A 25,604-nucleotide genomic window follows, 5' to 3' on the forward strand; every position below is an offset into this window, starting at 1 on the left:
CGAGTGTCCCGTGACGAGTTCCGAGCGACAGTATCACAGATGGCTCCCTGCCCGATCGGGGTTGTGCCCGTAAGCCGGGCACGGTGTTGAATCCGGTCGAGTTTTTCGAGTGTGATTGGATCCATCTCCGCGGTGGCGAACACCCGACCCCCATGCTGGCGAACCGGGTCACCAACAGTCTTTACTCTACGCGAGAGAGTATCAGTCACACGATGCAAGCCGCCAGACTCCACGACTACACCGACGAAATGGACGATGCACTGTCGATCGACACGATCGAGCGTCCGGAGGCCGATACCGCCGATGGCGTCGTGGTCGAGGTCGAGGGTGCGGGCTGGTGTCAGACCGACAATCACGTCATCGAGGGAATGTGGGAGCAGTACATGCCACAGGACCTTCCGATGACGCTCGGCCACGAGAACGCCGGCACGGTGGTCGAGGTCGGCGAGGGAGTCTCGACCGTGTCGGAGGGAGATTCGGTGATCTGTCACACCGTGATGACCTGTGGCACGTGCCGGCCCTGCCGGCTCGGCAACGATATGCACTGCGAGAACATCGGGTTCCCCGGACTGTCGACCGACGGCGGGTTCGCCGAGTACCTCCGTACCAACGACCGAGCCGTCATCCCGTTGCCTGGCGACGTGGATACCGTCGACATCGCACCCCACGCCGACGCGGGCATCACGGCCTACCACGCGGTGAAACTCGCAGTACGGGAGCTGAATCCGGGTGACCACGCCGTGGTGATCGGCATCGGTGGGTTGGGTCATATCGGTCTGCAATGTCTCGACGCGATGAGTGCTGCCACGATCACCGCCGTCGACGTGAAGGACTCCGCACGCTCGCTCGCCGACGACCTCGGTGCCCACCACACCCTCGATCCGACCGCGGATGACATCCCCGCGGAAGTCGACGCGCTCACCGACGGCACGGGGGCCCATGCAATCCTCGACTTCGTCGGATCGGACGAGACGACCGGTCTCGCGCCCGATATCGTGGCGGGCGGTGGCGACCACTACGTCGTGGGCTACGGTGGCCACGTCCACCAGCCCTCGCAGGCGCTCGTCAACGGTGACTTCAGCTATACGGGCACCCTCGTCGGCAATTATACCGAACTGCAAGAACTCGTCGCACTGGTCGAACGCGGCGACGTGGACCTCCGAACGTCGCGTCGGGGCTTGGACGAGATCAACGACGTCGCTGCCGAACTCGAACGTAACGAGATCGAGGGGCGGGCGGTCATCACTCCGTAAAACACCGTCCATACCACCTCAAAACGCCCTGACGAAGGTGGTTACTATGGCAATCGGCCATCTCATAGCGACCGAGTGCCCTGGTTCGGGCCGGCATCCGAATCACGTCTCCGACATGGTTGGTCTCGTGGAGCATGTAGTTCGATCAACGCCTGCCGACCGCCGAACGGAGACAGTCTTAATACATCGGACCGTCGAGACCCGTTCAGGAACCGCGAGCGACGTTCGTGGTGGTTCTGTCGTCCTCTCATGATTCGGTCGCCTCTCTCCAGTCGAACGGTAGTCGGGGTCGCATGAACAGACGATGGTCTCTCGTGGCCGGGGGCTGGTTGCTTGCCGCCGTCCTGAACGCCTACATCATCGTCCCCGCGAGTTTCTTTTCGATCATCTCCGAGCAACTGGCGATCAGCTCGACGGCCGCAAGCTGGATCGTGAGTGTGATGTTCGGCGTGGGCGTGATCGCAAGCGTCCCCGCGGGTATCGCGCTGGATCGACTCGACAATCGTCGTGCCATTCTCATCGCTGCGGGCGTGTTGGTGGTCTCTGGAGTGGGAAGCTGGTACGCCGCCAGAACGGGTTCGTACGGGTTGCTGCTTGCGGCACGGGCGCTCGGTGGATGCACGTTCCCGGTCATCTGGACGGGGAGTATGAACCTCATCGGCCGAACCTTCGACGCGGCGACCCACGCGACCGCGATCGGCGTGTTCACCACGAGCGCCCCTGCCGGGTTCGCCATCGGACAGCTCTCGGGGTCGTTGCTCGCCTCTCAGTGGGGCTGGACAGTCCCGTTCGGTGTCTTCGCCCTCCCTGCGGGCCTCGCTGGTGGCCTCTTCTGGATCGGGAGCCGACACACTCCCAGTCGGAGTGTCGAAAGCTCCCCACCACAGATCGCCGATTTCCGGCACGTTCTGACGAATCACCACGTCCAGTCGGTCGCCGTGATGGGATTTCTGGCGTACTCGGTGTACGTGTTCTTCAATTCGTGGATGCCGACCTACCTCACCGACCAGTTGGGGCTGTCGGTGGCTGCGAGCGGGGTGTTGGTCGCTGCCTTTCCCGCGATGGGAGTTCTCTCGCGGAGCGGAAGCGGGTTCATCTCCGATTGGTTTCTGACCCAGCGCCGGCAGCCGCTGGTGACGGTCGCGTTCGGGGTTGCGTTCCCGTTGGTCGCCGTGATCGCCGTCTCGAAAGTCATCGCGTTGCTGGTCGCCTGTCTGGTGCTGGCCGGGTTGTTCGTCCAGTTGGGGATCGGTATCCTCTACACGTACGTCCAGGAACTGGTCGATCCGACCGTGGGTGCAACGGCACTGGCGGCACTCACGATGATGTGCTCGTTGGGTTCGTTTACTGCACCGCTCGTCACGGGGTTTCTCATCGAGCAGACGGAGGGCTACGGAGCCGCGTTCGGCTATGCGCTGTTGATCGTGGGCGTGGGAGCCGTGCTCGCCTACCGTGGCCCGGAGCCCAATAGCTCCTGATCAGCTGAATTGCAGGACGCTGGTCCAGACCGTCCGGTGCTTGCGAGTGAGCGCCCAGCAGTTTACTTCGAGAAGCAACGAGCGTCGGGCGATGATCGGACTCTCGCTGGGGAAGAAGGCGGTCAAATACGGGTACAAACGTGCTGGAATCCCCGGTGCAATCGCCACCGGGAGTGCAACAGCAGTCGGCTACCTGGTGGTCAAGCGGGCGCTCGAATCACGCACGGGCGAACGGAACGTCGACGCGGCGATCGATACGGACCGGATCAAATCGGCCGTCGATGAGGGCGGGGTACGTGCCGTCACCGACCGGGAGACACTCGAATCGGCCGTCGACGAAGACCAGCTCGACTCAGCTGTCGACATCGGAAACGTTCAGTCGGAAGCCGAGAACGAAGCTGCCGACAGGGAACGAGATTCGGACGACAACCCCACCGGATAGGCCGTCCGGTTGTCTCACACCGAGTCGATCGCGGAGCGGCGGGAACGGTCACATGACGCTCACTACGGGCTGGTCGGCGTTCAACAGCACCGACTGTGTGACGCTGCCGAAGACCGCCTTCCCGGTCGGGGAGCGTTTGCGCTTGCCGACGACGATGTATCGAGCGTCGTGTTCGTTCGCATGGCCGATTATTTCGCCGCTCGCCTTGCCGATGAGACCGACGGCCGTCGCGTCGATCTCGGCGGCCGCCGTCGCCGCGATCTCCCGTGCGGCCTCCTCGCCGTCGTCGGCTTCCCGTGCGGTAGCCGTTTCGGCGACGGTGTCCTGTCTCACCTTTTTCGCCTCCATGCGACTGATCGCGTGCACGACGTGGACGTCCTCATCGAAGGCGTCCGCAAGCGCTTCTGCCTCCCGAACGACGCGCCCGCTTCGTTCCGATTCACTTACTGCAGCGACGATCATTACCAGCGCAATCGTTCCCCGAGAAGGTTATAAATTTCGAATCTCGTGATACCCACCTACCAAACTGTCGGCGAATGCTGTGTCATGGGCCAACGGCTGTCCACTCTGTTCGTTGTCGATGTCGGTTCGTCATTGCTCCATAGCAGAACGTCCGACTCAACCATCACGACGTCTCACGTGTTCGGTCGTATTTCGGGTGCTGCTCGCCGAGATACCGTGGCTCATCGACGAGATAGTCGACAGTCATCAACCACAGGTTCGATCGGATGTATACGTTCCAACCGTGTCCCTCCCATTTGGAGGATCAATACCTGATCTTCACCCGGTCTATTGTTTTCTACTACCCATACTCAGCAATAGCTTGTTCATATATACCATCAAAATTCGAAAATCGAATCAGAAGTACAAATAAACCAGTATCTATAAATGCCTCACGGTCGAAGGGTGGCTATGGCGCAGCGCGAACAGATCAGCGCAGGCAAAAGCGGCGTACTCGCTCACTTCGGTCACATGGGCGAAGAACCAATGACGATAACCGACGGCGATGGCGCGTACGTGCGCGATCGGGACGACGAGGAATACCTCGACTTCACCTCTCAGTTATATTGTGTAAACGCGGGGCACGGCAACGACGCCATCGTCGAGGCGATGAACGAACAGCTCGACCGGGTTCAATACGTGTCATCGGCGAAGAACAACGACGCGCGCACCCAGCTCGCCGACGATCTGGCCGAGGTCGCCCCACAGCCGCTCACCGACGTGTTCTTCTCGATTTCGGGCAGCGAGGCGAACGAGGCGGCGATACAGATCGCCCGCGAGTTTCAGGATGCTTCCACAGTACTGACCCGCTGGCGGTCCTATCACGGTGGCACGTACGCGACCGCGGGCATCACGGGCGATCCCGCGATTCGCCTCCCGGTCGAGTCGCACGCCTCGACCAGCGGAAACGTGAAGTTCCTGCCGCCGTTCGGGGGTGCCGACGCCGCCTTCAACGCCGACTCGCCCGAGGACCTCACCGAGAAATCCCTCGACCACCTCGAATACGTCATCCGCAACCAGGGACCGGACTCGATCGCGGCGCTCGTCACCGAGATCGTCGGCGGGTCGAGCGGCGCGTTCACCGCGCCACCGGGCTATTTCGAGGGCGTCCGCGAACTCTGTGACGAGTACGACATCCTGCTCGTCGCCGACGAAGTCATCACCGGGTTCGGGCGCTGTGGCGAGTGGTTCGGCAGCCACACCGAGGACCTCGAACCCGACATGATAACGTTCGCCAAGGGTGTGACGAGCGCGTACGCGCCGCTCGCGGGTGTCTTGATGCGGTCGGAACTCGGTGATTCGCTTCGGGACGACGCGATGGACATCGGCCAGACGTTCGCCGGCAACCCGGTCGCCTGTGCGGCCGGCAGTGCCGCCCTCGAAGAGTACGACGACCACCTCATCGACAACGTCCGCGACCTCTCGCCCGCGCTCGAAGAGCAGATTAGGGGTCTCGCAGACCACGACGTGGTCTGTGACGTCCGTGGTCGCGGGTTTCACTGGGCCGTCGAGTTCGCCGACCCGGAGACCGGCGAACCGGTGTTCGACCCGCGCGTCGAGGACGGCTACAATCCGGTCGCGGATATCGTCGCCCGTACGCGCGAGAAAGGTGTTCTCATCGGTGGCGGTCGCCCGCTGATTCAGATCATGCTCTCGCCGCCCTTCTGCATCGACGAAGCGGACATCGAGAAAGCCGTCGGGGCGCTCGACGAGTCCATCGAGGAGGTCTTCGAATAACCGTCACTCGTCGGTGGCGGCGATCGATTTGAGGGTGTCGAATTCGAAGTTCTTGAGCAGCCGTGGTTCGTTCTTGATGGTCGAGATGACGAATATCGAGCGGGTGCGCATCACCTCGTCGATGGACTCGAACTGTGCGATGAGATCCTCGACCATGCCCTGATGGCCCAGTCGGGCGATGACGACGAAGTCGGTCTCGCCCATCGTGAAGTAGACTTGGTCGGCCCCTTCGATCTCCGAGAGTTTCTCGCCGACGCGCTCGTGATACTCCTCGTCGTACTCGGCGATGACCTCCGCGATGATGGTGACGCCGAGCCCGACTTTCTCGTAGTTGATGTCGTAGAGATCGTTCTCGATGACGCCCTCCTCGCGGAGGTTGTTCAGGCGGTAGTAGATGGTGGATTTCGGAATGCCCGTCTCCTCGTGGATACGATCCGGACTGCCCGTGCCGAGGTTCGCAATCGCCGAGAGGATTTTGATGTCACGTTCGTCCATACTTGAATGCAGTTGCTCCATAGTCGATACGCGCACTTAATCCCCTCTATTGCGTACAGAAACGGCGACACCGTCGCTTCGCCGAACCGTTTGCGAACTCGCCTTGAAAACTGTACCGGGCGGTCGTTCGCTACGTACCGACGAGGTCGAAGGCGTAGCCGGCACCCTGCTCCTCGGCGGTTTCGTAGATCAGGCGTGCAGTAGCGACGTCCTGAATCGCCAATCCTGTGGAATCGAAGATCGTGAGTTCGTCGGTCGGCGCGTCGCGCGTTCCGCTGACGACCTCGCTCAGGTCGGCGTGGACGTCCGTTCTGGCGAGGCGACCCTCGGCGACGGCGACGTTGATCTCGCCGCTGTGTGAACACTGCTCCCAGTCGTCGACGACCACGGCGGCGTCCTCGATGATATGTGGGTCGAGTTCCTGTTTGCCCTCCGCGTCGGCGCCCATCGCGTTGATGTGCGTTCCCTCGTCGAGCCATTCGCGCTTCAAAATCGGCTCCGTTGAGGGGGTAGTGGTCGAAATCACGTCACAACCCGCGACCTCCCTCGGACTGCCCGCGACCACCTCGTCGGCACGGCCGGTCTCTTTCTCACAGAGATCCGCGACCGCCCGCTCATCCAGATCGGTGACGACGACGCGATCGAGATCGACGGCGCTCGAAATCGCCTCCAACTGTGCGCGCGCCTGCTCGCCCGCCCCGAGCAGCCCCAGGCTGCTCGCGTCCGGGGGAGCGAGATGGCGGCTGGCGACGCCGCCGACCGCACCGGTCCGGTAACGGGTGAGTTTCGTCCCGTCCATGATGGCGAGCGGATAGGCCGTCTCCGGATCCGAGTAGATGACGACCCCCATCACCGTCGGCAGGCCGTATTTCTCGGGATTGTCCGGATGGACGTTCACCCACTTGAGACCGGCCGCGCCGTCGACGTACGCCGGCATCGCCCGGAAGTCGCCGTTCTCTTCGGGGAGGTCGACGTAGGTCTTCGGCGGCATCACCGCGTCGCCGGATTCGTAGGCGACGAAGGCCTCCTCGATGGCGTCGATGACCCCACCCATCTCGACGCACTCGTCGAGTTCGTCGCGGTCTATCATCAGTGTTCCCCGCTCGGTCGCGTCCTCTTCGGTCGTGAGTGTACTCATACGCACTTATCCAACTATTCGGGAATATCTTAAATCTTTCTGTCCTAAATACAGTACTTCTGATTCTCAATTCCGAATTCTTCCCCAATAGTCACTCGATTTCATAGACGGCGGCTCACGTTCCCAGCGGCGCGCATCGGCCGTGGAGCACGCTGGTCGATTCAGCCCGCAAGCATACGGTTCATGAATGTTCGGCGACGATTCGCGGCGGCGGCATCGGTCGATTGCGATGAAGTTCGTACATATCCGATAGTAGCCGTTGCTATTACATTCAATTCCAATATCAGCCCAAAAGTTTGAAGTATTCGCGAGTGTTTGTCGGTAGCATGCCGGAAGATGCCACGGACGGCTCGCTGGAACGGGTTCTCTCACGGTGGCAACTGTTCGCCATCGGGTTCGGCGCGATCGTCGGTTGGGGCTGGATCATCCAGATGGGCTACTGGATCGACGAAGCGGGTCCCTATGGAGCGATGGCCGCCTTCGCCATCGGCGGGGTTCTAGTACTACTCGTCGCGCTCATCTACGGCGAACTCGTCTCGGCGATGCCCTTTGCCGGCGGCGAACACGTCTACACCCATCGGGCGTTCGGCCCGGTGGTCTCCTTTATCTGTAGCTGGTCGCTGCTACTCGGCTACATGGGCGTCGTCGGTTTCCAGTCCATCGCCATCGGCATCGGCTTTTCCTATCTGATTCCGGGCTTCGATGTCCTGAAACTCTGGACGTTCGCGGGCCAGACGGTCTACGGCTCGTGGGTCGCCATCGGTTTCCTCGGCATCGCCGCCATCACATACATGAACTACCGTGGCGTGGAGGTCACCGCCCAGATTCAACTCATCCTCGCAACGATAATCGGCATCTCGGGCATCGCGTTGGTTACGGGGTCGCTCACGGTCGGCCCGTCGGTGTCGAACGCGGCCTTCGGCGGCGCGGCGGTGGTCGGTGTCACCACGGTCGCCATCCAAGTCCCGATGCTGTTCGTCGGTTTCGACGTGATTCCACAGGCCGCCGAGGAGGCGGACATGTCCTCGCGGTCGCTCGCGCTGGTACTGCTCGCCGTCGTCGCCACGGTTGGATTGTTCTACATCGTGAGCATCTGGGCGGCCGGGCAGGCCGTACCCGCGGGCGTGCTCGGCGACAGCCTCGTACCGGCCGCGACGGCGATGAGCGCGGTATTCAGTAGTACGGTCGCGGGCAAACTGATGACGGTCGTCGGTATCGGTGCGTTGCTCACCAGCTGGAGCGCGTTCGTCATCGGCGCGAGCCGCGTCGTCTTTGCGATGGCCGATTCGGGTCTTCTCCCCGAATCGCTCGCCACGGTCCACCCCGAGTACAACACGCCCTCGCACGCGATCGTCCTCATCGGTGTGCTCTCGATGGCCGCGCCGTGGTTCGGTGGGAACTTCGTCAGCTCAATCATCAACGCCGGCTCGCTCGGCATCGTTCTCGCGTGGTTCACCGTTGCGCTGTCGTTCGTAGCGCTTCGGTACAAGGAGCCCGAGATGGAACGACCGTTCAAACTCCCCGGCGGCTACGCGTTCGGCATCGCCGCGATGGCCGTAACGGTGTTTTTCATCGCACTCTACATGCCCGGTGCGCCCTCGGCGTTGCTCTGGCCCCGCGAATGGATGATCGTTCTCACATGGGTCGTCCTCGGCGCGGTACTGTTTACCCTCTCCCGACGAACGACGACCGAGACGACCATCGAGGACACCGGCCAACCCGCTTCGGAACGATAGCGCGCGTCGCGACCAAGCGACCACTCGTGTCGGGGAACGATTTTTGTCCCCCGTCGCCGAACTGTAGATCGAAATGACACGAACGACTGTTTCGCACGCGGACGGACACATCTACGAGTTCACGCCGGGCCTCGAAGCAGCGTACACCGCCGCGGACGGCGAATCGCTGACCGTCGAAACCGTCGACAGCCTCGACGGCGCGATTCAGGAAAACGCCGCACGGCTGGAGACCATCCCGGACGAGGTCAACGCCGCGACCGGCCCCGTCGCGGTCGCAGGGGCCACTCCGGGCGACGTTCTGCGCGTCGACATCGAAGACGTCCGTGTCAACGAGCAGCGGGGCCGCGTCGTGACCGTCCCGCGGTTCGGTCTCCTGCAGGACGACCCCGACATCGAGCATCCGTCGACGTACATTACGCCGGTCGACGGCGACACCATCGAGTTCGAGGGCGTCTCGGTGCCGATCCGGCCGGTCATCGGTACCATCGGCGTCGCGCCGGCCGCCGACTCGTACACGACGCTCACTTCCCACGACCACGGCGGCAACCTCGACACGACCGACATGACCGCCGGGACGACCGCGTACTTCCCGGTCTTCCAAGAAGGAGCGATGCTCGCGATGGGCGACTCGAAGGCCGCGATGGCCGACGGCGAGATGTGCGGTACCGGTGTCGAGATCGGTACCGATATCGACGTCACCGTCGAGGTGGTCTCGGAGCCAGCCGTTTCGCTCGAACGACCGATGGTCGAGACCGAGACGGCGTGGAAGACCGTCGCGAGCGCCGAGACGATGGAGGTGGCGGCCAAACTCGCCAACCGGGACGCGATAGCGCTGCTCGAAGACGAGTACGGCTGGGACGCGACGAAAGCATACATGTTCTCCAGTCTCGTCGGCGGATTGGAGATCAGCCAGGTCGTCGACCCGCTCGTCACGGTGCGAAACGCCATCCCGAAGCCGTATCTCGACGATCCGTTCGGTGTCGCGTAGCGTCCGTGCTCGCGGCCCCGAACCGCTAGGGTGATGAACGCCACGCGCGACGGTCGCCACACAGCACTGAACATCGCTATGCAAGAGCAGCAAGCCGAACGTCGGGATGGTCGGTCGTGGTGGCGAGTCGGTTGCGTCAGCGTCGTCGCCCTGTGTCTCCTGGCCGCGGGTCTCGCGGCGGCCAGCGGTGGTCCAGCAGCGAGTATCGATGCGTCCGCACAGCAACAGGTCCAGCAGTCGACGCCGAATACCGTGACCATCCGGAGCACGGGCGAGGAGCGCGTCTTCTATTCGGTTTCGGTGAACGGCAGCATCGAGCCGGGATCGGGAGCCGACCTCACGGGCGCGGAACAGCCGGATTCGGTCAATGGCACCACGGCCTCCGGGTCGACCGCTCAGGGCGGCGTCGACAACTTCACGTTTCGCGGGCGGATCACCGCGCTGAACGTCTCCGGCGGGCCAGTGGAGGTCTCGGTCAACGGGAGACAGGTCGACCCGGCGACGTTCCCACAGTCCACAACTGCTGCCTCGTCGACAGCGACCCCGACGCGGACGCCGACATCCACGCCGACGCAAACGCGGACGCCGACGGCCACGGCAACGCGGACACCGACGGCAACGCGAACGCCGACCCCGACGCCCGCATCACCCTCGACGACCACGGCCGCCCCGTCCGCGACGCCGACGGCATCGCCGACCCCGTCCGAAACGACGAACACGACCACACAGCCCCAGGAGGGCGAGAGTGGCGGCGTTCTCGGGTCGATCAGTCTGTTCACCGTTGTCGGCACGCTGTTGCTCGTCGTGTTCGCGATCCTGGCGCTGGTCGCTCGCTACAACGACTGAACGCTACCGGAGCCGGATCCATCGATCGAGTTTGAAAAACCGGGTGTACGCTCGCACTACGTGATCGGGTCGTCACACGCGTGACCGACGACCTCGTCGAGCCGGCCGGTGGCCACCAACTCCGCTGCGACCTCGATATCGCGGTGGAGCGGCCGGTCGGCGTCGAGCGGCGGCACGTGTTCGCGGATCGCGTCGTAGGCCGCGTCGGTGCCCGTTCCAGGAGCAAGCGCGTCGTCGACGAACTCCATCGCCTGCGCGCCACAGAGCAGTTCGATGCCCACCACCGTCAGCGCGTTCTCGACGGCGGTGCGGGCGTTGAGCGCGCTCTGGGTGCTCATGCTCACGTGATCCTCCTGGCCGCCGCTCACGGGCGTGCTGTCCGTCGATGGCGCTCCCAGCGACCGGTTTTCGTTGACGAGCGCGGCGGCGCTGTACTGGACGATCATGTAGCCAGAGCTCACGCCGCTCTCGGGCGTGAGAAAGGGCGGGAGATGCTCTTCCTGGAGGTTCGGGTTGAGCAGTCGGTCGACACGGCGTTCGGCGATGGCGGCGAGGTCCGTGAGCACGTTCGTGGCGTAATCCAGCCGGAGCGCGAGCGGCGCGCCGTGGAAGTTGCCGCCCGAGAGCACACCCACCGATTCGGTACCGCTCGCGCGGTCGTCGACGGCGCTGCCGGGGAAGACGAGCGGGTTGTCGGTCGCGCTGTTGAGTTCGACCTCGACCGCCTCGCGCAGGTGGGCGATTGCGTCGCGCGCCGCGCCGTGGACCTGGGGGAGACAGCGGATCGAGTAGGCGTCCTGGACGCGGTCGCAGTTGCGGTGGGATTCGACGATCTCCGAATCGGCGGTGAGGGCTCGCACGTTGCGCGCGCTCGCGGCCTGTCCCGCGTGTGGGCGCACGTCCTGGATCGCCGGATCGCAGGCGGCGGTCGTCCCCATCGAGACCTCCGTGGTGAGTGCGCCCGCCACATCAGCACCGCGGAGCGCACGCTCGGCATCGACGACACAGAGCGCGGCCAGCCCCACCGTGAGCTGCGTGCCGTTGATGAGCGCCAGCCCCTCTTTCGCCCCGAGCGAGAGCGGTTCGAGACCGGCCCGTGCGAGCGCCGCCTCGCCGTCGAGGCGCTCGCCGTCCACTTCGGCAGTTCCCTCGCCGAGCAACACGAGCGCCTGGTGGGCTAGCGGCGCGAGATCGCCGCTCGCGCCGAGGCTGCCGCGGGATTTGACGACCGGCTGTACACCCCGATTGAGCATCGTCAGGAGATGGTCGACGACGACCTCGCGGATGCCCGAATAGCCCTTCACGAGCGCGTTGATCCTGGTGAGCAGCATCGTGCGCACCTCCGCGCGTTCGAGTTCGCGGCCCACGCCCGAGGCGTGACTCCGAATCAGGTTGGTCTGGAGCCGTTCGCGCTCGCTCTCGGGAACCCGTTCGGTCACGAGCTGGCCGAACCCCGTGTTCAGCCCGTAAACCGTCTCGTTGCTGTCGAGGACGTCCTCGACGCGCGCCCTGGATTCCCGGACGTCCTCGCGCGCGGAATCGGCGATGACCACCTCCCTGTCATCGCGGGCGACCGCGGCGACGTCCTCCGGCGTGAGCGATTCGCCGTCGAGGACGACGGGTTCGTGCTCGCTCATCGCTGCCCTCCGTGGACGGGTTCGCCGTCCTTGAGCACCGTTTCGACGGTGTTCACGCCGAAATTGTAGGGGACCTGGACGTGCGACGGCCCGTCGACGATCGCCACGTCGGCGGGCATCCCCTCACGGAGCGTGCCCACCTCGCCCGCACGATCGAGCGCGCGTGCGCCGCCGTGCGTGCCGGCGACGAGCGCCTCGGCGGGCGTCATCCCCATCCCGACACAGGCGAGTGCGATCGCGAATCCCATGCTCTGGGAGTGACAGTTCGGGTTGAAATCGGTGGCGACGGCAACCGATCTGCCCTCGTCGAGAAACGCCCGCGCATCCGCGTAGTCCGCGCCGAGCGAGAACGCAGTACCAGGAAGGAGCACTGGCGTGACGCCAGCCTCGGCGAGCGCAGCGCGGTCCTCGGCGTTCGCGTGGAGGAGGTGGTCGGCGCTCGCCGCGCCCACCTCGGCCGCGAGCTGCGCGCCGCCGAGTCGGACGAACTCCTCGGCGTGGACCTTCGGCGTGAGTCCGTGGTCCATTCCGGCGTCGAGCACCCGTCTGGACTGTTCGGCAGAGAAAACGTCCTCCTCGCAGAAGACGTCGCAGAACTCGGCAATGTCCTGGTCGGCGACCGCGGGGAGCTGGTCGTCGATCACCCGGTCGGTGTATGACTCGGCATCACTCTCCTCGGGCACGGCGTGGGCACCCATGAACGTCGGCACGACGTCGATCGGATGCTGCTCGTCGGCGTGCCGAATCACGTCGAGCATCCGCAGTTCGGTCTCCGTGTCGAGCCCGTAGCCGGATTTGATCTCGACGGTCGTGGTGCCGTGGGCACACATCGTATCGAGATGGGGGAGCAGGTTCGCGAGGAGTTCGTCGTCGCTCGCCTCGCGGACGGCGCTCACGGTTCTGAGGATGCCCCCACCCTCGGCGAGGATGTCCTGGTACCGCTCGCCACCGAGTTTCGCCGCGAACTCGTCGGAGCGATCGCCCGCGAACAGACCGTGCGTATGAGCATCGACGAATCCAGGAATTACGCTTTGCCCACTCGCATCGATCGCGTGCGTGGCGTTCTCCGTGGGATACTCGTCGGTGATCTCATCGCTTGGGCCGACTGCGGCCACGCGGCCGTCGGTGACGGCGATGGCGGCGTTCTCGTATCGTTCGAGCGGTGCGTCCGTTCCCGGTCCGGCGACGATCTCGTTCGCGTCGTGGATTACTGTCGTGAGTTCAGTCATGATCGATCTCCGTCGTACGCACTGAGAAAGTGAGCGATCGCTCGCGCGCCCGCGGCGGCGGTCAGGTTTCCAGAATCGAGCGACGGCGCACACTCGACGACCTCGAAGCCTGCCACGCGATCGTCGGCCGCGACGATTCGAAGCATGCGGAACAGTTCGCGCGTCGTGAGTCCACCAGGAGTGGGTGCGCTCACGCCCGGTGCAGCCGTCGCGTCGAGCACGTCGAGGTCCACGCTGACGTAGACCGTATCGACCTCAGCCATCGCATCGAGCGCGCGCTCGGCAGCGCTCTCGACATCCTCGCCGACCGCCTCGCTCGTGACGATCTCGCCGCCCTGGTAATCGACGTAGTCGGCATACGCCGTCGAGGTCTCGAAGTGGCGCGCGCCGACGCAGGCGTAGGCGTCGAGCCCTGCCTCGTGGAGTTGTCGGTACGGTGTCCCGCTGGTTGGCTCGCCGCGAACTTCGCGGCAGTCGAGGTGCGCGTCGAAGTTGACGATGCCGAGCGACCCGGTGAAAAGTGGGGCAGCGTTCGGATATGTGAGCGAGTTGTCGCCGCCGAGGAAGATCGGCAGCGTGTCGCTCGTGTGGATCTCGCGAGTCGTCTCGCGGGCCGATTCCTGGACCGCACCGACGTCGCCATCCGAAACCTCGACGTCACCGAGATCGCCGATCGATTTGACGGGTCCCGCACCGAAGCGATGGGTCTTGATCCCGGCGAGCGCCTCGCGGAGCGCTCCGGGACCCTCGCGTGCGCCACGTCGGCCGATCACTGCACCGTCGTACGGTTCGCCGATCAGAACAGCGTCGAACGCATCGGCCTCGTCGAGGGTCGTCGGTTCGACGACATCGCCGAACTGCTCGTCGTTCGGGTCGTCGGAGGGACCGTTCCAGACCGGTGGCTCGCGCAGGCTCATCGTCGGTCCCGCATCGGCACGGGTACGTCGGACTGGTTGGCCTCGTCGAGTGCGTCCTCGTAGCCCGCGTCGGCGTGGCGGATCACACCCATTCCTGGATCGGTCGTGAACACACGCTCGGCCTTCTCGGCGGCGAGCTCCGAGCCGTCGAGCACGACGTGGTTGTTCGTGTGGAGCGCGTTGCCGATGCCGACGCCGCCGCCGTCGTGGACGCTTACGATGTCCGCGCCCGCCGCGCAGTTCAGCAGCGCGTTGAGGATGGGCCAGTCGGCGACCGCGTCGGTGCCGTCTTTCATGGCCTCGGTCTCGCGGTGCGGGCTGGCGACGCTACCCGCGTCGAGGTGGTCACGGGTGACGACGATCGGCGCGCTGATCTCGCCGTCGGCGACCAACTCGTTGATGCGAAGCGCAAAGCGTGCGCGCTCGGTGAGTCCTTCGTCAGCGGTCTCGTATCCGAGCCAACAAACCCGCGAGGGGAGCCCCTGAAACGATACTCGTTCGTGGGCGAGCTCGATCCAGCGGGTGAGCGAGTCGTTTTCGGGGAACAGTTCAGTAACTGCCTCGTCTGTACGGTGGATGTCGGCAGGATCGCCCGACAGCGCCGCCCAGCGGAACGGCCCGCGACCGCGGCAGAACATCGGGCGGATATATGCGGGAACGAATCCAGGGAAGTCGAACCCATCCTCGCGCCCGCGGTGGTCCTCGACCTGCCCGCGGAGGTTGTTGCCGTACTCGAAAGCGACCGCGCCCTTCTCTTGGAGGTCGAGGATGGCGTCGACGTGGCGCTCCATCGTGTCGAGACTCTCCTGGATGTAGCGCTCGGAGTCCGACTCCCGGAGGTCATCAGCCTCTGCAACCGAATATCCGCTCGGGTAGTACCCCTCCAGTTCGTCGTGGGCGCTCGTCTGATCGGTCACGATGTCGGGAACGAACTCGCGCTCGGCCATCGCCTCGAGCATGTCCGCGACGTTCATCTCGACGGCAACGCTGTACGGCTCGCCCGCTGCGGCCGCCTCGGTGGCAGCGTCGAGCGCCTCGTCGAGGGTTTCGGCGCGCTCCATCAGATAGTCGGTCTCCAGCCGGCGTTCGATCCGGTGGGCATCCACCTCGGCGACGATACACACGCCCTTGTTCATCGTGACCGCGAGCGGCTGTGCACCGCTCATCCCGCCGAGTCCACCGGTAGCGACGATCTTCCCTTCGAGATCGTCGTCGTATTCCTGGCGGCCGAGTTCGGCAAGCGTCTCGTAGGTTCCCTGCAGGATTCCCTGCGTGCCGATGTACGCCCACGAGCCGGCGGTCATCTGGCCGTACATGATCTTCCCCTCGGCTTCGAGTTCGTGGAAGTGCTTCCAGCTGTCCCATTTGCCCACCAGATTCGAGTTGGCGATCAGTACCCGGGGCGCGCGCTCGTGGGTCGGGAACCGACCGACGGGCTTGCCCGACTGCACGAGTAAGGTTTCCTCGTCACCCAGCTCGCGCAACTCGTCGAGGATTGCGTCGTAGGCGTCCCAGTTTCGGGCCGCTCTTCCTGTCCCGCCATAGACCACGAGATCTTCGGGTTTTTCGGCTACCTCGGGGTCGAGGTTGTTGTTCAACATTCGGAGGGCGGCCTCCTGACGCCAGCCCTCGCACTCGATGTCGGTGCCCGTCGGCGCACCCCGATACTCGCGCCACTGCGCCGACGGCTCGCCGATGCCGGTGTCGGCCGATGCGGGTTCTTGCTCGCTCATCGTTCTGTCTATGTCAACGAGCCACGAGACGATTGCCCCTCCAAGTGGCGGACATTTTATAACGGGTCTCGAAGTTGAGGTTACATTTCCAGGAGACGACAAACCGGCGATGTGAGAGGTCGGGGTGGTGGGCATATGAATACCACTCCACTTGGCAGTATGCCATCCTTGATCACTCTGTGAGAACGGAGTGCTATGCGAACGACTGCCGAACGACGAGCGCGTGCACTGACTTATCGGCCCGACGCGAAACGATGGCTGCCGTCGGTTGCGGAGTCGGCAGCGACCGTAAGATCGGCCTACCGCATCGCCGGCAGCGATTCTCCCGGCTGGCGACGACGCGGGCGAAGTGGGAAGTCATTTAGTGAGACCACCGCGGACGAACGACACGAATGGTAGCGTTCGAACCGCGACTGTTCGCGGACATCGCGCCCGACGAACGGCCGTCGCTCGTCGAATCGCTCGTCCCGGTCGCGGCGATGATACTCTTTCTCAGCGTCGGTATCGTGGCGCTCGGTCTCGACCCGCAGTTCCCGCTCGTCTGGGGCATCGCCTTCACCGGACTGTTCGTCCACTATCGGCTCGGGTTCTCGTGGGCGGAGCTGTACGACGGCATCACCGACAGCATCCTGATGGGAATGCGAGTCATCCTCATCATGTTCGTCGTCTACGCGCTCGTCTCGACGTGGATCGAGGCCGGGACCATCCCCGGACTGATGTACTACGGGCTTGATCTGCTCACACCGGCGATATTCCTGCCGCTGACCGCCGTGCTCGCCGCCATCGTCTCCTTTTCGGTCGGCTCGTCCTGGACCACCGCGGGCACGCTCGGCGTCGCCTTCATCGGTATCGGCTCCGGGCTCGGCATCCCCGCCCCGATGACCGCCGGGGCCATCCTCTCTGGGGCGTACACCGGTGACAAGCAGTCGCCGCTGTCCGACACGACGAACCTCGCGGCCGGCGTGACCAACACCGGTCTCTACGAGCACATCAACGCGATGCGCGCCGGGACGTTCGTGGCGTTCGGTCTCTCGGTCGTGCTCTATATCGTCCTCGGGCTGAGCGCCTCCGGGGCCATCCCGGCCGGGCGCGTCGCGGCGATTCAGGGGGCCATCGAGGGTTCCTATACCGTGACGCCGCTCGTTTTCGCCCCGTTGATCGTCACCTTCGGTCTCGCCATCTACGGGATCCCGGCACTCCCCACCCTCGGGACGGGCGTCTTCGCGGGTGCGCTCACCTCGGTGGTCGTCCAAGGAACTGGATTCGCCGCCGCGTGGTCGACCGCCCAGTCCGGCACGGCTCCCGAGACCGGGATGCAACTCGTCGATGGGTTGCTCGAAAGCGGCGGGCTGCTCGGCGGCGCGTGGATCGTCACGATCGCCCTCGCCGCGCTCGCGCTCGGGGGCATCCTCGAACGAACGGGGATCCTCGCCGTGCTCGCCCACCACCTCGGTCGGCTGAGTCGCGGTGTGGCGAGCCTCACCGGCGTGACGGCGGTCTCAGCCGTGGCGATGAACATGCTCGCCGCCGAGCAGTACATCAGCATCGTCGTCCCGGGGATGACCCTCAGAAATCTCTACCGCGAACAGGGCCTGAAGAGCAAGAACCTCTCTCGCGCCGTCGAGGCCGCCGGAACGACGACGGCCGCGCTCATCCCGTGGGGCAGCGGCGGGCTGTTCATGGCCGGCACCCTCGGCGTCTCGACGCTCTCGTACGCTCCCTACTACTTCTTCGGCTTCCTCTCGCCGCTCGTCCTCCTGCTGATGGGCGTCACCGGCTGGCAGATCGCCTACGAGGACCCGGAGCAAGCCGGCGACGGTGCCACGACGAACGCGGAGAGCACAGCCCCCGCCGGCGAGGATTGAAGATTGGTGAGCGGTCTCGGGTCTGACCGAACACCGTCGCGACGAATCACGGACGGGTTCCACCGCTCGCCCGCCGAGCGGGCGGCTATACCGATGCCGTGAGACCACCGTCGACGCGGACGTTCTGTCCGGTGACGTAGCTCGCGGCGGGCGAAACGAGATACGCGACCGTGTCGGCTATCTCGGCGGTCTCGGCAGGTCGCCCCATCGGAATCCGTTCTCTCGTCTCTTCGTCGATTTCGTAGCTATCGACGAAGCCGGGCAGTACGGCGTTCATCCGGATTCCGTCCGCCGCGTTCCGGTCGGCGTAGAGTTTGGTGAAGCTCCCGAGTCCGGCCCGGAGCACCGACGAAACGGGGAACGTGCTCGACGGCTCGAACGCCGAAAACGTGGAGACGTTCACGATGGTTCCACCACCCTGCTCGCGCATGATGGGCGTCACGAGCCGCGCCATGCGGACGGCGTTCAACAGCACGAGGTCCAGCCCCTCGTGCCACTCCTCGTCGGTGATGTCGAGGAGGTCGCCGGAGGCGGGATGACCCGTGTTGTTCACCACGGCGTCGATGCGACCGTAGCGCTCGTGAGTCGTCTCGACGAGCGCCGCCAGATCGTCGGGGTCCGTCACGGAGCCTTCGAACCCGTCCCCGCCGAGGTCGTTCGCCACTTCGACGGCGCTGCCCGACCGCGACAGCAAGACCGGCGTGTATCCGTCCTCGTTCAGTCGTCGCGCGCATGCCTCGCCGATGCCGCTTCCCGCAGCCGTCACCACGGCGGTTTTCTCGTCGACCATGCGTGAAGTGAAACGACCAGTGGCAATATACTGCCGGTCGAGTCGATTTCCGTCACTCTTCACTTCCTTCACCCTTCCCCACCCCTCGCCCCCTCGTCTCCTCGTCCCCTCCCCCTCTCCACGCGGTGGGACGTTTATGTGCACGTGGTCGCTTTTCGACGCATGCACGAGGCGACCTTCCGCATCGAGGGCGACGGAGCCTACGCTGCAGCGACCGCCGGCACGAACGCCCGCGTCGAACTGTGGTGTAACGATCACTGCGACCTCCTCTACGTCGCGGGCGGCGCGACCGAGGCGATACTCGCCCACGTCCGCGAGGCGGTCGGTGTACAGGAGCGTCTCCAGCGACCCGAGGAGCTGGTCGTCGTCACGGCCGACTGCCTGAAACGCCACGAGGGGAACCTCATCGAGACGTATCTCGCGCGCCACGACTGTCTGCTCCTCCCGCCGTTGCGCTACGCCGACGGCGCGAAATCCTGTCGCGTGCTCGCGCTCGACCCGACGAACCTCACGGCATGCTACCGTGACCTCCTCGACGATGGGTTCTCGGTCTCGGTCGAGCGCACGCGCGAGATCGAGACGGTGACCCACGACGCGCCGTTGCTCACCCTCGACGGCGTGCTCCCCGACCTCTCAGCGCGCCAGCGTGAGACGCTCACGACCGCCCACGAGCGCGGCTACTACGAGATCCCGCGGCGGACGACCACCGCCGAGATAGCCGCCGCGATCGGCGTGGAACGGCGCACCGCCGAGGAGCATCTCCGACGGGCGGAGAACAAACTCGTGGCGGCGATGCTGGAGTACGTGCGTGCTTAGAGCACACCGAGCGCGTTCACGAGGTGGGTCATCCCGGCGATGAGCGGCACGAGGATGACGGTCCGCATAGCGAACAGTAGAACGAGGTCACGAAAGCGCACTGGAACGTCGCTGAACATGTCCATCGTCATCGGGCCGACACTAGAGAAGAATATCAGTTGAGAGACCGCGAGCACGGCGATGAAAAACCGTGCCATCGGTGCGCTTCCCTCGGCCAGCAGGACGGGAACGTACATCTCGGTGATGCCGACGATGGTCGCCGGCGCGACGGTCTCGGCGTTCGGCAGCCCGAGGAGATCGATGACAGGCACGAGCGGCGCGCCGAGGACATCAAATGTGGGTGTGTACGCAGACAGCAACACCGCCGCGAGGCCGACCGCGAGGATAGTACCGAGAATGAGACTCGTGAGCCGCAGTCCGTCGACGAACCCACGCCACGCAGCCTCCGCGAACGTTTCGCCCTTCTTCGCCTTTCCGACCGCTTCACTCAGCGCGAACCGAAGGTATTCGCCGGGAGACCCCGCGAAAGGTATCTCGGGGTCGGGTTCAGCGACGTATTCTCGGGGGATGGTGCTTATCGGCGGCACCCGGACGAGGATCACGGCACAGACCACGACACAGACGAAGTACGCGAGGAAGATGATCGGAAAGAGCGCGAGCATGTCGAGTGTGGCGGCGACCACGCCGACGAACCCGATGCTCACCGTCGAAAAGCACGTCGAAATGATGAACACCTCCCGCTTGTTGTAGCCGCCGCGGTCGAAGACGTTCCGAGTGACGTAGAGTCCCACTGAATACGAGCCGACCCACGAGGCGAGGCTGTCGAGCGCGGCACGACCCGGAAGCTTGAACAGCGGGTTCATGACCGGCCGGGCGAGCGTGCCGACGAACTCTAACCCACCGAGTTCGACGAAGATCGTAATGAAGATCGCGCCAATCGGAATGATAACCCCGACGCTGTAGATCAGCGTCCCCCACATGAATCCACCCGTCGAAGGAGTATGGAGCCATCCCGGACCAAGCTTGAAGAACATGACAGGCGCGAGCACCGCTCCAAGCACCCGCAGCGCCCAGAATGCGGCCGAACTCTCGAAGGCGGACAGATCGGTACCGAGAGAAACGATTTCTCGACTATCGAATTCGGCGACGGTCGTCAGCGCGCCACCAGCGACGATGATTGCCATCGCGTACAGCCCCACGGCGTCGGGGAAAGTTTCTGTGAGAATGCTGACAACGATGTCGAACGGGACGGTTATCTCGCCCTGCCACGGCACCGGAACGAGGAAGAAGATTGCGCCGATGGCGAATGCGACGGCGAACTTCGCTATCGGTCCGGTCTCGAACTCGTTGAGGTCGATTTCGTCGATGGCGCGAGCCGACGGTGTGCTATCGACGGACCACGTTTGCTCCTGTGATTCGGTACTCATGTGCACAGAGACGTAGCCGAACCGTCTGAATATGTGCCCACCACATGCGGTAGCTTTTATATATTGGTGAGCAGGCCGTAGGTATCACTAAACATCCAATCGTCGTGATGATTGGTCGATTGCTGTCGGTTCGATTTTCGGTATGGGACGCCTCCGCCCTCGGGACGGCATCGTTTTGACCGACGACTGCCTACGGGCAGACGATGATGGCGACGACACACGCGCTGGCCGGTGTGGCGGTCGCCGCGTTCGTCGCGCTCGTGGCTCCCGAGCAGGCGGGTGTGGCGCTTCCGGCGGCGTTCGTCGGCGGATTGTTTCCCGATCTCGACCTCTACGCCGGCCACCGAAAGACGCTGCACTTCCCGATCTATTACTGGCCGCTCGCACTCGCCGCCGGCGTGCTCGCGGTGATTGCGACCGGCCCGGCGACCGTGGGACTCGCCTGCTTCCTCCTCGCGGCGGCGCTGCACTCGACGATGGACGTCTTGGGCGGCGGTCTCGAACTCCGCCCGTGGGAGGCGACCTCCGAGCGGGCGGTGTACAACCACTTCGCGGGTCGCTGGCACCGCCCGCGACGGTGGGTGCGCTACGACGGCGCGCCCGAGGACGCCCTGCTCGGACTGGTGTTGGCCGTGCCGGCGCTTCTCGTCGCGGGTACCGCGATGCGCTGGCTGGTCGGCGGGACGCTCTGTCTGTCGGTCGGCTACGTACTCGTCCGCCGGTGGGTGCCCGTGCTCACCGAGCGCCTCGTCGGGTTCGTCCCCGCCGGACTGGTCGAACACGTCCCCGAGCGGTTCGTCGACGGTTGACTGCGAGCACACTCGACCGTCCCGCCACCGTTTTTACCGATTGCCGCCGAAACGCGAGTCGAACGTCATGTACGACACCATCCTCGTCCCGACCGACGGCAGCACCGGAGCCGAGGCGGCCGCACAGCACGCGCTGGCGCTCGCGGACGCCTTCGACGGTCGCGTACGCTTTCTGAGCGTCGTCGGCGAGTCGAACAGCAGCGGTCTCGATTCGTTGACGGGCCGCAAAGAGGTGCTCGACGAGGAGGCGACCGACGCGCTCGAAACGCTCGAAGCGCTCGCGGCCGAGACGGACGTTCCCTTCGAGACGGCGCTCGAACACGGTGTCGTCCACGAGACCATCCTCGACGACGCCGCCGAACACGGCGTCGACCTCGTTGCGATGGGGACTCACGGCCGGACGGGTCTCCAGCGGGTGCTCATCGGCAGCGTGACCGAACGCGTCGGCCGGACGAGCGACGTCCCCGTGTTCACGACACGGCGCGAACCGGACGGGGACGCCTCCTACGGTGACGTGTTGATTCCCACTGATGGGAGCGACGCCGCAAGCGCCGCCGTCGAGCACGGACTGGCCATCGCCGAGCGCTACGGTGGGACCGTCCACGCCCTGTCGGTCGTCGACCTGAGTTCGCTCGCCGGCTCCTACGACGTCGGTCCCGGCATCTCGACGGTGCTCGATGCGTGGGCCGACGACTGCGAGCGCGCCGTCGGGGCCGTGGCCGAGGCGGCCGAAACCCGTGACGTCGACGTTGTTACCGATGTCGTGCAGGGCACGCCCTACCGCGCCATCACCGACTACGTCGAGGAGGAGGGCATCGACCTCGTCACGATGGGGACCCACGGCCGCACGGGTATCGAGCGGTACCTCGTCGGCAGCGTGACCGAGCGCGTCGTCAGAACCAGCACCGTACCGGTCCTCACCGCACGGAACGACTGATACGGCACGTATGTCCGTCCGAACACGGATGCGGATTTCACTGTAGCCATCGCCCGAACGCACAGCGACGCCGACGCCGGCGGAACGGGATGAATGTTTTGGATTGGATACCGAGAATTGTCGCTATCGTTCACGAACGAACGGACCAACAGCAATATAATGGCGCAATCACCTAGCTATCGACGAGATGATTGCATTCGATTCGATAGCAGGTGGTGTGGTTCTTCGACCGCGTTCTGGCGACCGTTCGACCGAGCGACGGTGTCGATGAGTCAGCGGCTGCTCGCCGCCGCGTTCGTCGCGCTCGGTACGCTCTGGGGGAGCTCGTTCGTCGCCATCGATCTCGGACTGCCCTACTTCCCGCCGCTACAGTTCGCCGGACTCCGATTCCTCATCGCCGGCGTGGTGATCCTCGGCTACGCGTGGTGGACGACGCCGCGCTGGCGGCCACGGGGACGCAACGAATGGGCACTCGCGGGCGTCGCGGGAGCCCTGCTCATCGGGGGCCATCACGCCTTCCTCTATCTCGGCCAGCAGTATCTGAGCGGTGCCGTCGCGGCCATCGTCGTCAGCCTCGGCCCGGTCCTGACGGCACTGTTCGCTGTCGCTATCCTCGATGCACACCTCTCGACGATGGACGGACTCGGGTTCGCGTTCGGTCTCCTCGGGGTGATGTTGGTCGCCCAACCCGGCATCGCCGAGGGGAGCACGCTACCTCTCGGTGACCGGCTGGCGGCGCTCGATCCCGGCGCGCTGCTGGCCGGCGACATGACGGGCATCGCGCTGGTCTTCCTCGCGGCCGCGGCGTTCGCGCTCGGCGGCGTGCTGACGCGCACCATCGAGACCACGCTGCCGATGCGCACGGTGCAGGCGTGGGCGATGCTCATCGGGGCGGCGCTGCTCATGCTCACCGGCGGCCTGCGCGGCGAGTCGCTCGCGGCGATCCGGTGGACGCCGACGGCGGGGCTGTCGCTCGTCTATCTCGGTCTCATCACGGGTGCCGGAGCCTTTCTCATCTACTTCACGCTGCTCGACCGCCTCGGGCCGGCACAGGTCAACCTCATCGGCTACCTCGAACCCGCGGCCGCGACGGTGCTGTCGTGGCTCGTCCTCGGCCAGCTCATCGACTCGCTGACGGCGCTCGGGTTCGCCGCCATCGTCGCCGGCTTCGTCTGTATCCAGCGGCGCTCGCTCGTCACCCTCCTCACGCGACGATCGTCGCCCGCAGCCGACTGAACACACTCTTTGACTCGTCGAGCAGTACCGATCGGTCAGTCGGTGGCTGTCGCCGCCGACCCGGACTCCCGCTCGCTGCTCGATTCGGGGATGGCGAGGACGACCCCGAGCGTGACGAGCGCGATGACCGCCGAGATGACGAACGCGGCCGTGAGTCCGTCGGCGAGGGCGGCGGCCGCCCCGGCCGGTGCGTCGGCCGCGAACAGCACGCGCTGGAGGTCGCCGAGCGTCGAGACGCCGGGCACGCTCGCCAGTTGCTCCCGGACGAGCGCGTTCATCGTGAACCCGAGCATCGACACGCCCATCGCGCCGCCGAGCTGGCGGAAGAACTGCTGGGTGGAGGTCGCAAGCCCCATCCGCTCGGTGCCGAGGTGGTTCTGGATCGCCGTGAGCAGCGGCGGCGTCACCGTCCCCATGCCGACACCCATGAAGAAGGTGACGACGACGATGACCGCGAGCGATGTCGCCGGCGTCCAGAACGCCGCGGCGGCGAAGCTCACGACGATGAACGCCGTGCCGACGATCGAGAGCCGGCGCTCGCCGACGCGCTCGATCGCGCGCCCCGAGAGGAGACTCATCCCCGACCAGCCGACCGAGATGGGGACGACCGCGATGGCGGAGCTGTTCGCTCCTCCATGAATGCTCTGGACGAACAGCGGGATGTACGTCAGCCCGGCGAAGACCACGAAACTCGTGAGGAAGCCGGCGGTGATGGTCGCCACGAAGACCCGGTCACCGAACAGCGAGGGCGGGATGAGCGGCTCGCTCGCCCGGCGCTCGGCCACGTAGAACCCGACGAGCGCGAGGAGTCCGACCGCGACCGCGAGCGCCCCCGTGACGGGCTGGCGCTGGAGCAACTGGAGCCCGAACAGCACCGCACCGACGCCGACGGCGATGGCGAGCGCGCCCGCGTAGTCGATGTGGCCCTCGGCCGCGCCCGTGGACTCGTCGAGCGTCGTCGCGATGAACGCGACCGCGATGATTCCCACGGGAACGTTCACGTAGAAGACCCAGCGCCAGCCGAGCGTCGAGACGATGGCGTAGCCGAGCGGTGGCCCGAGCACGCTCGCGACGCCCCAGACCGAGCCGCCCAGCCCGATGGCCCAGCCGCGCCGCTCGGGCGGGTAGATGACCCCAAGGATGGTGTACGGTAGCGCGAGCATCGCCCCGCCGCCGATACCCTGCACCGCACGGAAGGCGACGAGTTCGGCCATGCTCCCGGCCGCGCCCGACAGCGCGCTGCCGGCGACGAACGCGAACACGCCGACGTAGAAGAGCTTCTTCCGGCCGTAGGCGTCGGCCAGCCGGCCGAACAGCGGCATCGTCACCGCCGTAAAGAGCATGTACGCGGTGAACACCCACGGGTAGAGTTCGAGACCGCCGAGCGCGGCGACGACCGTCGGCATCGCGGTCGTCACGACGGTCCCGTCGACCGCGGCGAGGAAGATGCCGACCAACACGCCGACGGTCACGAACCGCCGCTCGCGCTCGTTCACCGACGCCACCCCGCACCGCACCGTCCCCGCCGACGGTCCGTCGCTCGATGCATGCCCGACGCTATTCGACGTGGCCGCTTATACTGTCGGTCAGCCGT

22 protein-coding genes are annotated in these 25,604 nt (G+C 65.2%); 12 read left to right on the plus strand and 10 right to left on the minus strand.

The window, feature by feature from the left end; all coding sequences use genetic code 11:
• Nucleotides 1-212 precede the first annotated feature (212 nt).
• From ACP97_RS04525 to ACP97_RS04535, 3 genes are all read left to right on the plus strand, one after another.
• Nucleotides 213-1,253: an NAD(P)-dependent alcohol dehydrogenase gene (locus ACP97_RS04525; protein ID WP_049996967.1), complete on the plus strand. Its 1,041-nt coding sequence runs from the start codon at nucleotides 213-215 to the stop codon at nucleotides 1,251-1,253.
• A 314-nt stretch (nucleotides 1,254-1,567) separates the two neighbouring features.
• Nucleotides 1,568-2,731: an MFS transporter gene (locus ACP97_RS04530; protein ID WP_049996654.1), complete on the plus strand. Its 1,164-nt coding sequence runs from the start codon at nucleotides 1,568-1,570 to the stop codon at nucleotides 2,729-2,731.
• Between the two features lie 91 nt (nucleotides 2,732-2,822).
• Nucleotides 2,823-3,173, plus strand: coding sequence for a hypothetical protein (locus tag ACP97_RS04535; protein ID WP_049996655.1), 351 nt, complete (start codon nucleotides 2,823-2,825; stop codon nucleotides 3,171-3,173).
• A 48-nt stretch (nucleotides 3,174-3,221) separates the two neighbouring features.
• On the opposite strand, the gene ACP97_RS04540 is transcribed toward ACP97_RS04535, so the two are convergent.
• The gene (locus ACP97_RS04540) at nucleotides 3,222-3,635 is read right to left on the minus strand and encodes a universal stress protein (protein ID WP_049996656.1); all 414 of its coding nucleotides are present in this window, start codon (nucleotides 3,633-3,635) and stop codon (nucleotides 3,222-3,224) included.
• 450 nt (nucleotides 3,636-4,085) lie between these two features.
• Here ACP97_RS04540 and ACP97_RS04545 point away from each other — a divergent pair, with 450 nt between their 5' ends.
• Nucleotides 4,086-5,411: an aminotransferase family protein gene (locus ACP97_RS04545; protein WP_049996657.1), complete on the plus strand. Its 1,326-nt coding sequence runs from the start codon at nucleotides 4,086-4,088 to the stop codon at nucleotides 5,409-5,411.
• Nucleotides 5,412-5,414: 3 nt separating this feature from the next.
• Here ACP97_RS04545 and ACP97_RS04550 read toward each other — a convergent pair whose 3' ends face one another.
• A complete protein-coding gene (locus ACP97_RS04550; protein ID WP_049996658.1) occupies nucleotides 5,415-5,906 on the minus strand; it encodes an Lrp/AsnC family transcriptional regulator in 492 nt (163 codons plus the stop codon).
• Between the two features lie 130 nt (nucleotides 5,907-6,036).
• Nucleotides 6,037-7,044, minus strand: a complete 1,008-nt coding sequence (locus tag ACP97_RS04555; protein ID WP_049996659.1) for an ornithine cyclodeaminase family protein — start codon at nucleotides 7,042-7,044, stop codon at nucleotides 6,037-6,039.
• A gap of 326 nt (nucleotides 7,045-7,370) precedes the next feature.
• Here ACP97_RS04555 and ACP97_RS04560 point away from each other — a divergent pair, with 326 nt between their 5' ends.
• The 3 genes from ACP97_RS04560 (at nucleotide 7,371) to ACP97_RS04570 (ending at nucleotide 10,614) form a co-directional block, all read left to right on the plus strand.
• Nucleotides 7,371-8,780 carry an APC family permease gene (locus ACP97_RS04560; RefSeq protein ID WP_049996660.1) on the plus strand — a complete coding sequence of 470 codons (1,410 nt, stop codon included), beginning with the start codon at nucleotides 7,371-7,373 and terminating at the stop codon, nucleotides 8,778-8,780.
• Between the two features lie 73 nt (nucleotides 8,781-8,853).
• Nucleotides 8,854-9,768, plus strand: coding sequence for an acetamidase/formamidase family protein (locus ACP97_RS04565; protein ID WP_049996661.1), 915 nt, complete (start codon nucleotides 8,854-8,856; stop codon nucleotides 9,766-9,768).
• 33 nt (nucleotides 9,769-9,801) lie between these two features.
• Nucleotides 9,802-10,614: a hypothetical protein gene (locus ACP97_RS04570; RefSeq protein ID WP_237561095.1), complete on the plus strand. Its 813-nt coding sequence runs from the start codon at nucleotides 9,802-9,804 to the stop codon at nucleotides 10,612-10,614.
• Between the two features lie 56 nt (nucleotides 10,615-10,670).
• Here the strand turns inward: ACP97_RS04570 and hutH are convergent, their stop codons facing one another.
• The 4 genes from hutH to hutU are packed head-to-tail and all read right to left on the minus strand — an operon-like array spanning nucleotide 10,671 to nucleotide 16,130.
• Nucleotides 10,671-12,251, minus strand: a complete 1,581-nt coding sequence (hutH, locus tag ACP97_RS04575; RefSeq protein ID WP_049996662.1) for a histidine ammonia-lyase — start codon at nucleotides 12,249-12,251, stop codon at nucleotides 10,671-10,673.
• Complete coding sequence (hutI, locus tag ACP97_RS04580; protein WP_049996663.1) at nucleotides 12,248-13,480, minus strand: imidazolonepropionase; 1,233 nt, start codon at nucleotides 13,478-13,480, stop codon at nucleotides 12,248-12,250. The genes hutH and hutI overlap by 4 nt, the downstream gene beginning before the upstream one ends.
• Nucleotides 13,477-14,397: a formimidoylglutamase gene (gene hutG, locus ACP97_RS04585; protein ID WP_049996664.1), complete on the minus strand. Its 921-nt coding sequence runs from the start codon at nucleotides 14,395-14,397 to the stop codon at nucleotides 13,477-13,479. The genes hutI and hutG overlap by 4 nt, the downstream gene beginning before the upstream one ends.
• Nucleotides 14,394-16,130: a urocanate hydratase gene (gene hutU, locus ACP97_RS04590; protein ID WP_049996665.1), complete on the minus strand. Its 1,737-nt coding sequence runs from the start codon at nucleotides 16,128-16,130 to the stop codon at nucleotides 14,394-14,396. Before hutU ends, hutG begins: the two co-directional genes overlap by 4 nt.
• A 392-nt stretch (nucleotides 16,131-16,522) precedes the next feature.
• Here hutU and arcD point away from each other — a divergent pair, with 392 nt between their 5' ends.
• On the plus strand, nucleotides 16,523-17,995 hold the full coding sequence (gene arcD, locus ACP97_RS04595; protein ID WP_049996666.1) for an arginine/ornithine antiporter ArcD: 1,473 nt from the start codon (nucleotides 16,523-16,525) through the stop codon (nucleotides 17,993-17,995).
• A gap of 85 nt (nucleotides 17,996-18,080) precedes the next feature.
• Here the strand turns inward: arcD and ACP97_RS04600 are convergent, their stop codons facing one another.
• Nucleotides 18,081-18,785, minus strand: coding sequence for an SDR family oxidoreductase (locus ACP97_RS04600; protein WP_049996667.1), 705 nt, complete (start codon nucleotides 18,783-18,785; stop codon nucleotides 18,081-18,083).
• A gap of 162 nt (nucleotides 18,786-18,947) precedes the next feature.
• Here ACP97_RS04600 and ACP97_RS04605 point away from each other — a divergent pair, with 162 nt between their 5' ends.
• Nucleotides 18,948-19,601, plus strand: coding sequence for a helix-turn-helix domain-containing protein (locus ACP97_RS04605; RefSeq protein ID WP_049996668.1), 654 nt, complete (start codon nucleotides 18,948-18,950; stop codon nucleotides 19,599-19,601).
• Here the strand turns inward: ACP97_RS04605 and ACP97_RS04610 are convergent.
• Nucleotides 19,598-21,028, minus strand: coding sequence for a YjiH family protein (locus ACP97_RS04610; RefSeq protein ID WP_049996669.1), 1,431 nt, complete (start codon nucleotides 21,026-21,028; stop codon nucleotides 19,598-19,600). The genes ACP97_RS04605 and ACP97_RS04610 overlap by 4 nt on opposite strands.
• 203 nt (nucleotides 21,029-21,231) lie before the next feature.
• Here ACP97_RS04610 and ACP97_RS04615 point away from each other — a divergent pair, with 203 nt between their 5' ends.
• The 3 genes from ACP97_RS04615 (at nucleotide 21,232) to ACP97_RS04625 (ending at nucleotide 24,010) form a co-directional block, all read left to right on the plus strand.
• The gene (locus ACP97_RS04615) at nucleotides 21,232-21,837 is read left to right on the plus strand and encodes a metal-dependent hydrolase (protein ID WP_202593560.1); all 606 of its coding nucleotides are present in this window, start codon (nucleotides 21,232-21,234) and stop codon (nucleotides 21,835-21,837) included.
• 67 nt (nucleotides 21,838-21,904) lie between these two features.
• Nucleotides 21,905-22,774, plus strand: coding sequence for a universal stress protein (locus tag ACP97_RS04620; RefSeq protein WP_049996670.1), 870 nt, complete (start codon nucleotides 21,905-21,907; stop codon nucleotides 22,772-22,774).
• Nucleotides 22,775-23,041: 267 nt separating this feature from the next.
• Entirely contained in the window at nucleotides 23,042-24,010 is a 969-nt protein-coding gene (locus ACP97_RS04625) for a DMT family transporter (protein WP_049996671.1), read from the plus strand.
• A 35-nt stretch (nucleotides 24,011-24,045) separates the two neighbouring features.
• Here ACP97_RS04625 and ACP97_RS04630 read toward each other — a convergent pair whose 3' ends face one another.
• A complete protein-coding gene (locus tag ACP97_RS04630) occupies nucleotides 24,046-25,506 on the minus strand; it encodes an MDR family MFS transporter (RefSeq protein WP_049996970.1) in 1,461 nt (486 codons plus the stop codon).
• Nucleotides 25,507-25,604: the final 98 nt, after the last annotated feature.

Source organism: Halococcus sediminicola (genome assembly GCF_000755245.1).
In the GTDB taxonomy this organism is placed as follows: domain Archaea; phylum Halobacteriota; class Halobacteria; order Halobacteriales; family Halococcaceae; genus Halococcus; species Halococcus sediminicola.